Annotated in this window: 10 protein-coding genes; 5 read left to right on the forward strand and 5 right to left on the reverse strand. The window is 40.2% G+C overall.

Annotation, left to right across the window (positions count from 1 at the left end; all coding sequences use genetic code 11):
* Positions 1-28: 28 nt before the first annotated feature.
* The 3 genes from BK582_RS05590 to BK582_RS05600 all read left to right on the forward strand — a co-directional run bounded on the left by BK582_RS05590 (position 29) and on the right by BK582_RS05600 (position 3,861).
* Positions 29-1,330 carry a DUF5068 domain-containing protein gene (locus BK582_RS05590; protein ID WP_169910850.1) on the forward strand — a complete coding sequence of 434 codons (1,302 nt, stop codon included), beginning with the start codon at positions 29-31 and terminating at the stop codon, positions 1,328-1,330.
* 728 nt (positions 1,331-2,058) lie between these two features.
* Positions 2,059-3,243 carry a ParM/StbA family protein gene (locus BK582_RS05595; RefSeq protein ID WP_078593362.1) on the forward strand — a complete coding sequence of 395 codons (1,185 nt, stop codon included), beginning with the start codon at positions 2,059-2,061 and terminating at the stop codon, positions 3,241-3,243.
* 12 nt (positions 3,244-3,255) lie between these two features.
* On the forward strand, positions 3,256-3,861 hold the full coding sequence (locus BK582_RS05600) for a hypothetical protein (RefSeq protein ID WP_078593363.1): 606 nt from the start codon (positions 3,256-3,258) through the stop codon (positions 3,859-3,861).
* A gap of 38 nt (positions 3,862-3,899) precedes the next feature.
* On the opposite strand, the gene BK582_RS05605 is transcribed toward BK582_RS05600, so the two are convergent.
* The 4 genes from BK582_RS05605 to ahpC form a co-directional block, all read right to left on the reverse strand.
* Positions 3,900-4,622 (reverse strand): DUF421 domain-containing protein, encoded by a 723-nt coding sequence (locus BK582_RS05605; protein ID WP_244895344.1) that lies wholly within the window; start codon positions 4,620-4,622, stop codon positions 3,900-3,902.
* Between the two features lie 75 nt (positions 4,623-4,697).
* Positions 4,698-5,330, reverse strand: coding sequence for a DUF2306 domain-containing protein (locus BK582_RS05610; protein ID WP_078593364.1), 633 nt, complete (start codon positions 5,328-5,330; stop codon positions 4,698-4,700).
* Between the two features lie 256 nt (positions 5,331-5,586).
* Positions 5,587-7,146, reverse strand: a complete 1,560-nt coding sequence (gene ahpF, locus BK582_RS05615) for an alkyl hydroperoxide reductase subunit F (RefSeq protein ID WP_078593365.1) — start codon at positions 7,144-7,146, stop codon at positions 5,587-5,589.
* Between the two features lie 12 nt (positions 7,147-7,158).
* A complete protein-coding gene (ahpC, locus tag BK582_RS05620) occupies positions 7,159-7,722 on the reverse strand; it encodes an alkyl hydroperoxide reductase subunit C (protein WP_078593366.1) in 564 nt (187 codons plus the stop codon).
* A 685-nt stretch (positions 7,723-8,407) separates the two neighbouring features.
* Here ahpC and BK582_RS05625 point away from each other — a divergent pair.
* Positions 8,408-9,934, forward strand: a complete 1,527-nt coding sequence (locus BK582_RS05625; RefSeq protein ID WP_276328227.1) for a malate:quinone oxidoreductase — start codon at positions 8,408-8,410, stop codon at positions 9,932-9,934.
* A 119-nt stretch (positions 9,935-10,053) separates the two neighbouring features.
* On the opposite strand, the gene BK582_RS05630 is transcribed toward BK582_RS05625, so the two are convergent.
* A complete protein-coding gene (locus BK582_RS05630; protein ID WP_338066804.1) occupies positions 10,054-11,652 on the reverse strand; it encodes a glutathione ABC transporter substrate-binding protein in 1,599 nt (532 codons plus the stop codon).
* A 661-nt stretch (positions 11,653-12,313) separates the two neighbouring features.
* Between BK582_RS05630 and BK582_RS05635 the strand changes: the two genes are divergently transcribed.
* The gene (locus BK582_RS05635) at positions 12,314-14,725 is read left to right on the forward strand and encodes an amidohydrolase family protein (protein WP_078593368.1); all 2,412 of its coding nucleotides are present in this window, start codon (positions 12,314-12,316) and stop codon (positions 14,723-14,725) included.
* Positions 14,726-14,873 lie beyond the last annotated feature (148 nt).

Consider the following 14,873-nt stretch of genomic DNA (forward strand, 5'->3'; position numbering starts at 1 on the left):
ATTACATAGTAAAAGGAGAAAATTGAATATGAAAAAAATAGCGTTATTCGGGACAATCTTTACGGTACTATTGTTAGGGGCATGCGGGGATAGTGACACAGACGTTAATGAAGCGGCAAATGCTGCTGCTGAGGAAAACGAAAACAATAATGAAGCTGTTCCATCAGATACTGGACAAGAAGACAACAATGAAGCAGCGGAAACTGATTCAGAACAAAAAGATAATGATGAAGCTGTCGAATCTGACTCAGAAGAAGCAGCCCAGGATAATGGAACAGTCTTAAACCCATATATTGCGCAGGATTTAAATGCAGATGTGAAAGTTATATATACGAATACAAACCCTGGATTGCAACATTCTTTCAGTGGAGATGTAAGTATTCAAATCGACGAATATCAAATTGTACATGTATCTAATATGAATGAATCCAGTAAGGTGAATTTCGATGAAGAAGATGAGGGTTATGTCCTTACATATAAAATGACTTTGGTTAATAACTCTGATGAAGATGTGTATTACGCAGGGGGAGTTTCTTTACAGTCAGATGATGGGATGGATTATATCATTCCGAGACAACATCTTGTGGACCGTGAACTCTGGCTCAAAGACGATAGTACAGAAGATTTTTCTCAGTACTCTGGAGGGGAAACCTTCACAGGAATGAACGCCCATTCGATGACAAAAGAGCAATTCGATAAACTAAGTTCTCCAACTTTAAAAATTGATGCATTCTTCCTTGATGATGATGTATCTCAGAAGATAGGCGAGGACGCTGTGTTTAAGATTCCGTTTAACGATGAGGGCGTTGAAAAAGCCGAGGTTTCATCACAGCTTTACCAGGATAAAATGGTAACAGACAATATTGCGGACAAAGAAGTGTTTTTCGAAGAAACTGATCTTAATGAAACAGAGGATATTGAAGGTGTAAAAATAACGTTTAATGGCGTACAATATGCGAACGTGACGCCAACAGAGGCTTATAAAGAAAGTTTTTCGGATTTTGGAGACAGCGGAGTTGTAGCGATGACAGCGAAATTAACCGTTGAAAATGGAAGTGATACTCCAATAGATAAGTTTTTTGTAGACAGAAAACTGACCATAGATGAAAACCGCGGTACACTGTTCAACCAGGGAATGCTTGAACCTAGCTACAACGGTACATTGAATCCCGGGGAAAAAGAAGAATTTCTGACTGTTTTCTTATTCAGAAAGGATGAGTTCGAGATATTTAATAAATTTGAGCTTCAGGTCGGTCCGCTGAAGGATAGTGAGGCAGCTCCATTATTTAAAGAAAAAACTGCTTCATTTAATGTGCCAGTTAATAAGTAACTTTAATTGAACCCTGTTCAGAATGCCGCGTTCATCCTGGACGGGGTTTTTGTTGTCTCATAACCAGCACACTATTAGTTATTTAATGGTGGAAATGCAATCTATAAAGGAACAGATCCATCGAACACCAACCCAGCTGCGATACCTTTTCCTCTCCGGGAGTTTTTTTGATTTGGACGATTATGTGCTTATGCCATAATTCATTACAGTAGAATAACTAAATGGAAAGATGATTGCCGATTAAAATTATAGTATTTGGCGCAACAGGTGGAGTAGGGTAATGGGTTTGAAATAACGGCTTTTGCCAGAACTCCAAAAAGTTAGAATTATCACAGGGTGGAGGCCTTTACTGATAATATAGATAGGGGAGTGAGGTAGTGTTCAGGGATTAGTAGTGTATGAGAAAAAGAAGCAAAGGTATCATTATAAAAGAAAAAGAGGGAAAATACAGGGGATTGATCCTGTATATTTTAAGTGTTTACAATAGTGTAAACAAGTAAACATAAATGTATTCAATTGTATTCATAATAGTATGCTTGTACACAAACCTGTTTACATGTTGGCATATAAGGGTTTTGGGAGCCTTTGGTAATGTATACATTATCGTATACTTGTATTCTATTTTGAATACGACTTTAGATTCATTGACTGAATATTTTATTTTAGGTAACCTTTTAATACATGGGGGAATAGTAGCCATGATATTTTAAGAGGAAGGTTTGATCACAATGAGTAAAAGCAGAATCGCTGCGGTTGATGTAGGAAATGATTCGCTGAAAGGACTTTTCGGAAAAGCAGACTTTGAACTTAATATACCTAACGTAATTGCACGGGACAGAGAGGACAGGCCTGTAATTGGCATTGAAGAACTTAATGATAAAGATCCCCTGGACGGAATACATATAAAGGTCCACTCCCCTGCCCTGAAAGAAAATAATGTAATTTACCGGGTTGGTAACCTGGCTGCGAAAAGTGATAATGCTGCAGAACTTGATCCAGGAAGCAGCAAATCTGAAGAAGACCAGACTCTGGTAATGCTTTTTGCATCCTTAGCACTGGATGCGGTAAGAGAAGAAAACTCAGATGTTTTTAAGCAGACTAATGGAGTTATTGATGCTAACTATGTTTTAGGTACAGGACTTCCCCTTCGTGAAGTAAAAGAAGGAAAGGACGTAGGTTACCGGTCTCAGCTGTTAAGCTCTGTCCATCAGGTGGAGTTTCTCGTTACCCCGAAATACCAGGGAAAGAAGGTAAATATTAAGTTCGATGAGCTGAAAGTTTACCCAGAGGGCTTTGCGGCTTATATAAACTTAGTAATGGATAAAGAATTAAACATTATTAATAAGGATTTAATTGATAAGAGAATTCTTATCCAGGACATAGGAGGCTTATCGACAGATATTGCTGTAATTAAAAACCGGAATGTTGATGATGATAAAGCACAAGGTTTTAATCTGGGTGTATCTGAAGCTCTGGAAGCTATCAGGGAAGAAATCAGAACAAAGCATGGCGTCGAATTAGACAGCCGGCGGGATGTTGCAGATATTATTACAAAAAAGCAGGACAGGAATCATATTATGGTTAAAGGAAGCCGTACAAGCGTTCATGATATTACTGACCGGATTTTACTGGAGCTTGCTAAGAAACAGTACCGCCATCTAAGAAATATGTGGCAAAAAAATTCACAGACTGAAATCTGCTATTTTGTAGGCGGAGGAGCAACTGTGTTAAAAGATTACCTGAAAACGCTGAACAATAATTTAGACGGATATAATATTGGATTTTTTGAAGACGAAAAAGAAAGTATCTGGATGATGGCAAATGCTTATTATAAACTAATCTATGATTTTTACAGAAAAAATATTCAAGAGGAACCTGCTAAAGACACGAATAAAAAGGTTGTAAAAAGTTAAAAGGGTGATGATATGAAAAAGCAGGAGACCGGAATTCAGAGAGGCCAGGCAATAACATTCCGACTTCCTTCTGATACACCTGACCACATCCTCCAAAAGCTGCAAAGGCTGAAAGAAACAGAGCGGAGAAACTTTTCGAGCAAAATCGCCCAGTTTGTTTTAGAAGGAGTCAGCGATTCCTTAGGAAAGGAGAGGGAAACAGTAACAATTCCTCTTCCAAAGCAGCTAAGCAAAGAACAGCGTAACTGGCTGAAGCATACACACTCGGAAGCACTGCTGGGAAATGTGGTTTATCATTTATTGGCGGATCCTGTTCGGGCAGCTTCTGTATTAGCTTCCCTAAACAGTAATGCTCTAAGTATAGAGGAGGCTCTTTATTTACAGGAGGATGAAGCCGGAGAGGCGGCGGAAGACCATCATGCTGCTCCTCTCAGAAATACAGAGGAAAATGTTCTCTCTCCTCAGCTCACCCGGGTTGATAAGATTGATGAGGATCTGGAAAACTTCGACTGGAACAAAGTAAGAGAAGAACAAGCCGCCACATCAGATAATGAAGCCGAGAAAGAGGAAAGTTCTGATGACTTACTTGGTGACTTTCTTGCTCAGATGAATAAGTAGACCAAAATGACACTTTTTTAAGTGTCATTTTTTTATCGCTAATGCCTGACAGGCGGAATAATTATATTCCTTTCATTCAGTAAAGAAACATGTAGTTCAAGGTCTCGTGTAACTGAGGCAAAAAAGATTCTTTTTATATTATGATATCCCTGAATTGCAAGCTGCTGTTTAAGCCAGTGCTCATCCACATTAAATTCCTGAAGCACATTTTTATAAACTTTTCCTTCTATAATGACAGGAAAAGAAATTGAGGGGGATTTTGCATTCAGTTCCAGGTCTTCCAGTGTCACTGATCTTTTTTGTGCTTTTTTCAGTACGCTCAGTGCACCGTTCGGCTCGATGATTGCTGTTTCAACTTCCTTTATATCAAAAACATTCTTTTCTCTTAGCATCTGCAGTATATTATCTACGGAGTAACGGATCTCTTTTAAGTTAGCAGTAATGAACTTTCCATTTTGTATAACAACAGTAGGTTCAAAGGTAATCAACTTGCCAAATTTTCGTTTAGATAACTTCCAGTTTGCAATAATTCTTTGAAAAATACCAAGAATGATTATGGCAACAGCGGTTGGGAAGTGGTGAATAGAAGGATCAGCTATATCGGCACCAACTACAGCTCCTAATGTAACTATAATGAGAAAATCAAATACAGGTAATTCTCCTATCGCGCGCTTCCCCATAAAAAGAGTTATAAACAATAATAAAGGAATAATAGTAATTATTCTGCCGGTAACCAGGAGGGAATCCTTTAGTAACTCCAACTTTTTCACCGCTTTCAGTATTGATTAGGATAATTCAGTATTTATAACATTTTTTCCATAAAGACTGGATAAATACTAGTTGTTCCTCTTCTGTCTGATCCACATTTCGGCAAGTATGAGATTCCCTGGGAGAGCGAGCCAAATGGCTCCAACATAACCAACTGTAAAATTATCTAATGTGTATCCTATCAAGGCGGACCAGATTCGAAAGGTCACAGCTGCTAAGGTTACTGCATAACTCCTGTACATCCATTCCCGATGAAGGGGGATGTTTTTCTGCCTGATATAGTAATAAGCAAGATAAGTAGTAACCAGCCAGGAGATGGATAGCGCAAAAAAACCGAGCTTAGACAGAAAACCACCGAAGGCGTACAAGGATAAATAAACACCAGCCACCCCACTTATGGCTATAGCTATAACATATAATTTACCCAGAGATCGATGTATGGAAAGTCTGCGGGACCTTGTTTTATTCAGAAGGAACTGAATGGGCCCAATGAGAATGGCAATAGATGCAGTAATAATATGAACGTATAAAGCATACTTCCACGGCTTATGCTCCATGGTGTACATCTCAAGACCTTGGTCTATTATTATTTGATTTCCAGCTACAGGGTCTAAAACAAAATACCTGATTAGAGAGGCTAAGCCAAGAGCTATCGCAGACAAAAAAACGAAGCCGGCAGCTATTTTGAAATACCAGTTCATTTAATTTAATCTCCTTTTCTGATATGGCTTCACAGCATTGCTCTGATGGGAACTGAACAGGCAGTTAGTTAATGACTGCCGGTAGTAAAAAAGCTAGCCAGGAGGCAGCCAGGAGGCATTCGCGAGGCCTGACAGGCTTAGTCTTACTTCATCCACGTCTCTCTTGATAAAATATGTTATGTGACGAAAAAAAGAAGCCGCCTCCCTATCGTTTTGATAGGAAGTGGCTTCTTTAATAAATTGCGTTATCTTTAAATTATTTAGCCGCAGCACTTTCTGCTGGCGTTGTATTTCTAATCAGGTAATCGAATGCACCTAATGCAGCTGTAGCACCGGATCCCATAGAAATAATGATTTGCTTGTAGGCACTGTTAGTACAGTCTCCTGCCGCAAACACCCCAGGTACATTTGTAGCACCATGAGAATCTACGACGATTTCACCGAAACGATTACGTTCAAGAGTCCCGTCTAGCCAGTCAGTGTTAGGTACAAGCCCGATCTGAACGAATACCCCGGCTAATTCAATATGGTGTACTTCTTCCGTATCGCGGTCCATGTAAGAAATACCGTTTACTTTGTCATCGCCGGTAATTTCTTTCGTCTGAGCATTTTTAATTACAGTGACGTTTGGCAGGCTGTTTAAGCGTTCCTGCAGCACTTCGTCAGCTTTCAGCTCAGGCATGAACTCAAGAACCGTCACATGGTTTACAATACCTGCAAGGTCGATTGCAGCTTCTACACCAGAGTTACCTCCACCGATAACTGCAACGTCTTTTCCTTCAAACAGAGGACCATCACAGTGAGGGCAGTAAGCTACCCCTTTGTTTTTGAACTCCTGTTCTCCAGGTACGCCTACATTGCGCCAGCGTGCTCCAGTAGAAAGAATCACGCTCTTACTTTTCAGAACAGCACCGTTTTCAAGCTCGATCTCAATTAAATCTTTTTTCTCCAGGCGTTTAGCACGCTGAAGTTTCATTACATCGATATCGTATTCTTTTACGTGCTCTTCCAGGCTTGCTGCAAGTTTTGGTCCTTCTGTGTACTTCTGGCTGATAAAGTTTTCAATGCTCAGCGTGTCCATAATCTGGCCGCCGAAACGGTCAGCTACGATACCTGTGCGAATCCCTTTACGGGCAGCATAGATAGCAGAACTTGCACCCGCAGGACCGCCGCCGACAACGAGTACATCGAATGGATCTTTGTCAGCTAATTCTGATGCATCAGGGCCGCTTCCCAGCTGTGCAAGAATCTCTTCCACTGTCATTCTGCCGCTGCTGAATGATTCACCATTAAGGTAAACAGTTGGCACGGCCATAATGTCTTTGCTTTCTACCTCATCTTTAAAGGCAGCACCATCGATCATTGTATGGCAGATGCCAGGGTTAAGAACACTCATTAAGTTAAGTGCCTGTACTACGTCAGGGCAGTTTTGGCAGCTCAGGCTGATATAAGATTCAAAATGATATTCGCCTTCGATATTTTTGATCTGGTCGATAACATTCTGTTCTGCTTTAGGAGCTCTTCCGCTCACCTGCAGCAATGCTAAAACAAGCGAAGTGAACTCATGCCCTAAAGGAATACCAGCAAATACAATACCAGTATCTTCCCCTGGCCGGTTTACACTAAAGCTTGGAGTTCTTTCCAGATTAGTTTTTTCAACAGTAATCCTGGAAGACATAGAAGCAAGTTCGTCGACAAGAGAGAGCATATCCTCAGAAACTTTATCATTTCCTGCGCTTACTTTAAGAAGGACGTCCCCTTCCATAAGCTGCAAGTATTGGTTTAATTGTGATTTAATTTGCGGTTCAAGTACCATTTATAAAACTCCTTAGATTTTCCCTACCAGATCCAGGCTTGGCTTAAGTGTTTCGTCTCCCTCTTGCCATTTAGCCGGGCAAACTTCACCAGGGTTATTTCTTACATATTGTGCTGCTTTAATTTTATTTACAAGAGTACTTGCATCACGGCCGATGCCTTCAGCGTTAATTTCCGCAGCTTGTACTACACCGTCTGGATCGATGATGAATGTACCGCGATCAGCAAGACCGGACACTTCGTTCAGTACATCAAAGTTACGGGAAAGTGTCTGTGAAGGATCACCGATCATAGCGTAAGTGATTTTTCCGATTGTTTCAGAGCTGTCATGCCAGCCTTTATGAGTAAAGTGAGTATCTGTAGAAGCTGAGAATACTTCCACTCCAAGTTCTTTCAAAGCAGCATACTCATTTTGAAGGTCTTCAAGCTCTGTTGGGCAGACAAAAGTGAAGTCTGCAGGGTAGAAACAAAGAACGCTCCACTGGCCTTTAAAGCTTTCTTCTGATACCTCGATGAATTCACCATTTTTAAAAGCTTGTGCTGTGAATGGTTGTACTTCTGTTCCGATAATAGACATGTAAATTCCTCCCGTTAATAGTGTTATTTAAAATACAACAATAATGTTTTGTTGTAATAATTATAATTCGATATTTATTATTATATAGTGTGTATTTTTTGTCAAGTAAACAGGGCTACTTTAGTTAAAATTATCATATATTGTTGAACTGAGTTAAAAACACTGTGTTTTCACAAAAAGAAAAGTCAATAGTGACGGATTTCGCCAGTTTTATGTAAAAAAATATTTCTGAACATAATCACTCCGGTGCCCTGACTTTCTCAATTAATTAATTGATATTCTCATTTGAATATGATATCAAAATTGCAAAAAAATTCAAGTAAACTGACTTGCAAAGTTTAATGAGGGGAGAAAACAGGGGGCAGGAAGTATGACCTTTAATGAAAGAAGGAACAGTTACGACACAAATTCCCCATTCAATCTGGCTGTATAAAATAAAAATCGGTGAGTTTTTGGGATTATTATACTGATATTCCTTGTTTTAAAGAAGTTTGGGGTCTTTACTCTTTTTTATGGGCGTTAAATAGTTTATAATTATCAGATAAATAGTAGATATTTCACTATATAAATTATTATAATAGATTATGATATAGTTATAGTAGAAACGATAAAGAGATGTTCCTGGGTGGCGCCTGCTTTTTTGGACTTCTGAGCATGAGTGCCTGTCTTTTATTCAAATATTAGGATAAGGAAGGTTATAATGAGTAGCACACAGAAAAAAACAGACGTTATCTTAATTGGTGCCGGGGTCATGAGTGCGACTTTGGGAGCGCTGCTGAAAGAGCTGGCACCTCAATGGGAAATTAGAGTTTTTGAGAAACTCGAAAGCGCAGGAGAAGAAAGCTCTAATGAATGGAATAACGCAGGTACGGGCCATGCTGCACTATGCGAGCTTAACTATACACCCGAAAAACCTGACGGGACAATAGATATTGCTAAGGCTGTAAAAGTGAATGAACAATTTCAGATTTCAAGGCAGTTCTGGTCTTATCTCGTTGACAGCAACCTGATTCACAATCCGGAAGATTTTATTATGTCGATACCTCATATGAGTTTCGTACAAGGAAAGAATAACGTAACATTTTTAAAGAAACGTTTTAAAGCGCTTTCAGAGAACCCGCTTTTTGAGGGCATGGAGTTTTCTGATGATCCTTTAAAACTGAAGGAATGGATACCGCTTATTATGGAAGGCCGTTCCAGGGACGAGCACATAGCTGCAACAAAGATTGACTCGGGAACAGATGTTAACTTTGGCGCATTAACACGTATGCTTTTTGCTCATTTGAAAAAGCAAAATGTTGAGGTGAACTACGAACATAGTGTAGAAGATTTTAAGCGGACAAGTGACGGGCAGTGGGACTTGAAAATCAGGAATCTGAAGACAAATCAGCTGGAGAACCACACGGCAAAGTTCGTCTTTATAGGGGCCGGTGGCGGAAGCCTGCCACTTCTTCAGAAAACTGGCATCCCTGAATCAAGAAATATTGGGGGATTCCCTGTTAGCGGCTTGTTTATGGCTTGCAAAAATCAGGATGTTGTGGAAAAGCATGAGGCGAAAGTATACGGAAAGGCTAAGGTCGGTGCTCCGCCTATGTCTGTTCCTCATCTCGATACAAGATATATTGATAATAAAAAATCTTTGCTGTTTGGTCCGTTCGCCGGATTCTCGCCTAAATTCTTGAAGACCGGTTCGAATATGGATTTAATAGGATCTGTAAAACCAACTAACGTAGTTACAATGCTTGCTGCCGGAGTTAAGGAAATGTCGCTGACAAAATACCTTATCCAGCAGGTAATGGCATCGAAAGAAAAACGTATGGAAGAGCTGCGTGAATTTATTCCTGATGCTAAAAGCGAAGATTGGGAGATAGTAGTGGCAGGCCAGCGAGTACAGGTTATCAAAGATACTGACGCCGGGAAGGGAACACTCCAATTTGGTACAGAAGTGGTCAGTGCAGCTGACGGGTCCGTAGCTGCATTGCTGGGAGCTTCTCCAGGAGCATCTACTGCGGTTCACGTCATGCTGGAAGTATTAGAAAGGTGTTTCCCGGAACAAATCGAATCGTGGGAGCCCAAAATCAAAAATATGATTCCTTCATACGGTGTTTCACTTTCAGATAATCCGGAGCTTTTCAGAGAAATTAGTACTAACACAGCAGAAACGCTTGGTCTGAGTAATAAAAAGGAAGAAAGAGAACGTGTTTATAGTTAAATTTCAATAATCATATTAAAAGAAGGGGGAGGGATATATGTCTCTTCCCCTTCTATATGTTTATCCCACAGTAAGATAAAAAGAGGTATGGAAGGATCCCCTTTCCATACCTCTTATGATTAGTTGATTGTTACATTTTGTAACTGATAAAGTCCGTTTGGATACATGTCAAAACCACTGATTTGGTCACTGACACCAGTGAGATATTCCTGGTGGTAAATATAAAGCATTGGAGACTCTTCAATTAAAAGTTCCATAGCTTCTTCATATAAAGCAAGTCTCTGCTCTTCGTCGCTTTCTCTTCGCGCCTCTTCAATTAAGCTGTCCAGTTCCGCATTATCCATTTGAGTGCGGTTTCCTGCTGCCCCAATATTATCTGAATGGTAAAGCATGGACATAGGATAATCCGCATCTGCAGTGGCAGCAGAGAGACCGAGCATAAACATATCATGTTCTCCTCCTGCTGTCCTGTCTAAATATGCACCCCATTCAAATACTTCAATTTCAACATCAATATTAACTTCCGCCAGCTGAGCCTGAACCAGCTCTGCTATATCCTGTCTTTCACGGTTGTCATTCGTCCAGAGGGTAGTCTCGAATCCATTTTCATAACCTGCTTCTGCGAGAAGTTCTTTTGCTGCCTCCGGGTCATATTCCATTTGTTCAACATTATCACTGTGTCCAAACACCGCCTCGCTCAGGGGGCCGAATGCCTGTACACCGAAACCTTCTAAAATTCCATCCATGATAACATCCTTGTCTACAGCTTTGTTGATAGCCTGGCGGACAAGTTTATTATCAAAAGGTGCTTTTTGTGTATTAAATCCAATATAGGAAATACTCACGCTGTCACTCTGATGCATTCCTATTCCTTCTGTACCTTCTATACGGCTCACATCACTTGGTGAAACTGGGGAAATGATATGGGCAGCCCCTGATTCAAGTTCCCCAACGCGTGTCAGATCCTCTGATACAACGGAGAATGTTACCTGATCAACTTTAGCTTCTTCTCCCCAGTAATTGTCATTACGTGACAAAACGATGCTGTCACCGGAATTCCACTCTTCAAATGTAAAATAACCTGTTCCAATTGGGTTTTCATTTATATACTCTCCTGGCTGCCCGCCATCCTGAAAGGCTTCATAGTCAGCTTCGAGTACATCAAGGCTGATCATCGACGATCCATTATGGGCTAAATGAGCGGGAAGAGCAGCATAAGGGTACTCAGTCACAATTTCAACTGTATGCTCATCCACCACGTTAACTTCTTCAATAGACTCAAATAAAAAAGCATTTGGAGAACCAATCTCCTCATTAAGAACACGGTCAATGTTTGCTTTTACAACCTCTGCGTTGAACTCTGTGCCATCATGAAACTGAACGTCTTCCTGAAGGGAAAATTCCCAGGTAAGGTCGTCTGTTTGTTCCCAGGACGAAGCCAGGTTTGGCTGGAGATCCATATTCTCGTCGTGTTTAACTAAAGTTTCATAAATATTATATTGAACATTCCAGGACGGTACATCATTTGAGTTATGAGGATCGAGATTCTGAGCGTCCGAAAGAACACTCAATATCAGGCTGCCTCCTTCAGTTCCTTCAGTTCCAGCATTATCATTTGCATTGTTAGTAACTTGATCTTCAGGTTCACTTGCACAGCCTGCTAACACGGCAGAGAGTGAAAGTGCCAGAAGACCGGCCTTCAAACTAATTTTTATCAATTTTATTCCTCCCAAACTAGTATTCTTTCATTGAAAGTAGGGAATTTTCTGATTTCCGAGACAGTGAAATTTCCCTTTGTTATGTACCGCAATCTTTCATTGTCAGTTATTTTATATTGAAAGTAATTTATTTTACAATTTCCTGTAAACAAAACGAATATAAAATACTGAAAATAAAAAAAACGGCCTCTACTGAATTTAATTTATTTTCGGACATTTGTAAAGGGGAACTGTTAAAACTAGCTTAAAAATGCAGGCAAATCTTAATATATTCATGTTTTTTGAAGGGAGACGAAATGATGGAAAGAGGGGAGTTATGGAAATATTCCTTAATTCATCTTTTTTTAAGACGAGAGTAACCTCCTTAGCTAACGGTTCTGGACAACAAGTATATATACATAAATCTCCAATAAATATATAATACTGGAATAAGGATTTAGTAGGGAAAATGATTATGTTATTAGTTCAGAATAGCTTTAAAATTCATTTATAACAGAGATGTCGACCGAAGGGAAGTAAGAGCTGATGCCGCACTTGTACTCTGGAGTGAAAGCGAGTTTGTGCAGAGCTCATTACACACCTTATTTAAAGTAATTATGACAATTCTGAGCAAAAGGGATACTCTTAGAATAATATTAAAGTCTTATATAAGGAGAAAAAAATGCTTCCTGAAAAATTTCATTTGAGACATACAGCCATAATCCTTGTCCCTTTGGCAGTTTTAGCAGTCATTACGGGGGTGCTGATAAATGCTGGCACTTCAGAAGAATCGGCAGCAGGAGTGTATAGTGAGAAAGGGTTTGATCCGATAATAGACCCGGTTTATGCGGAGGTAATAGCCTATTCCCCAAACCCGATAGTTGATATGTCAATAAAGGGTAATCAGGCCGCCTTATTATTTTATAACGAAGAAACGGATAATATAGAGGCAGGGTACGGAAATCTGGCTGATAATCTGCAGGATGTTAAGTTAGTCGATAAGTGGCCTGGAGAGGGAGGAGCAAAGGCATATATAACCTGGATTCCTTCCACAGAAAGCTTCCTAATAACATATTTCTCTGAAGAAGGCTGGAATATTGATAGATACAGTATGGAACACAATACTAAAGAGCGAATCACCAGATTTGATTCAGGAGAGTTACAGAGCAGTCCTGAATTTGCTGATGATAGAGACCGTTTTTTCTATACTCAGCCTATGCCTGGTGAAAGACAAAAGACGACTATGCGAATGAACAACTTCTTTCTTGATGCACCGCTTGATATTTTTCAAATAAATGGCGCCTATCCGGATACTGATTTCCTGACTGAGATCGACGTTTCTCATGATAATAATAAGTTTGCCTATACAGTATATGAGGAGGAGAGCGGGACACATTCGCTTCATGTATATGATACATCTTCTGCTGCTGAAATTACTATTTCCGAACAGGGAAAGGATACGGGAGAACCTGCATGGTCGAAAGATGGAAACTTATTAGCGTATACACAAATAGATAAAGAGGGATGCAAGGCAGTATATATTTATCATATCTCTTCTGGGGAAAGCAGGCAGATTACAAAATCGGAAGGCCTGAGTTCTAATCCAGTATGGCTGGAAAGTGGAAAGCTGATTTTTTCCAGTATAACAGAAGGTAATTATCAAATTTATGAAGTGGACATTGCAAGTGCTTACCAAAATAAACTGGACGTTGATACAACAGCCGACGTCATTGCAGAGACAATCTATGACACAGTGATTCTTAATGGGACGGTAATCGACCCTGAGTCGGAAACATATAAGTTTGGCTATAATGTTGGCATTAAAAACGGGATTATTGCCTCCATCACTAAGGAAGAAATTAAGGGAGAGGAAACAATTAGTGCTGACGGGAAGCTTGTAACACCTGGTTTTATCGATATCCTCTCGTTTAACCCGAATGGTGCAGGAGAACATTTTAAAGTGATGGATGGCGTAACTACTCATCTTGGCATGCATGGAGCCGGCATTGAATTTAAAAGCATGTTTAATAATCTTGAAAAAAGAGGGATGATTAATCACTTTGGAGGGGCAATACAGCACTCTCATATGAGAACAAGGCTTAATATTGGGAGATATGACCCTGCTTCAGCAGCACAAATTGAACAGATGAAAGCTATGACAGAGAGGGCTGCTGAAGAAGGTGCGATAGGAATTTCTTTCAGCCCCGAGTATTATCCTGGTACGACAGAGGAGGAAATACTCGCGGTTATGGAAACGGGAAAAGAGTATAATTTAGTTTCCTTCTTCCATGTACGTTATTCCACGATGTTTGATGAAAAAACGAATCTTGATGCAATTGAAGAAGTTATTGGTTACGCCCGGGAATTGCAGGTTCCTGTACAAATTCAGCATATAAACAGTACAGGCGGCACATTCTCAATGGCGGAATCCTTAAAGATGATCGACGAAGCCCGGGCAGAAGGGCTGGATATAACAATTGATCTGTATCCTTATGATTACTGGGCTACATGGGCGGATACGGCAAGGTTTGATGAAGGATTTAAAGAAAGATTTCAAATTGACTACGGGGATCTTCAGGTGGCTAATACAACGGAAAGGCTGACGGAAGAATCCTTCAGGCAATACAGAAACCAGCGCACATTATTAATTGCGTACGGAATACCGGAAGAAGATGTAAAGCTTGCGATGAAGCCTGACTATGCAATGATCGGCAGCGATACAATCATGGTTCCCCCTGATTTTAATAATCATCCACGAGGATCAGGGACTTTTGCCCGAACATACAGTAAATATGTTAAAGAGACAGAAACAATTCCTTTTATGAAGGCGCTGCAGATGATGACGGTAAACCCTGTGGAAAGGCTGCAGGAAGCCGCCCCGGCTCTGAGAAATAAAGGCAGGCTGCAGGAAGGCATGGACGCGGACATTAACGTAATTGATTACGAAAATCTAAGGGATACAGCCACTCCTGAGAAGGTAGCCAGCTACTCAGAAGGAATAGATTACGTGCTTGTTGATGGGGAAATTGTTAAAGATCAGTCGGGTATTCGGGAAGGAATTCTGCCGGGCAAGACAATAAAAAGTGATTTTTAAAATTAAGCAGCCGTCAGGGAGATACTCTCTGGCGGTTATTTCATTATGGATGTTTTACACTTCATATAAAACCAGTGGCTTATCCCAGTGTTCGACAGCCTTCTTAGTCCCCCTTCGTTATAATTAATTAAAAAACAGAGGAGGAATA

The organism is Evansella clarkii (genome assembly GCF_002019695.1).
GTDB classification, from domain to species: domain Bacteria; phylum Bacillota; class Bacilli; order Bacillales; family Salisediminibacteriaceae; genus Evansella; species Evansella clarkii.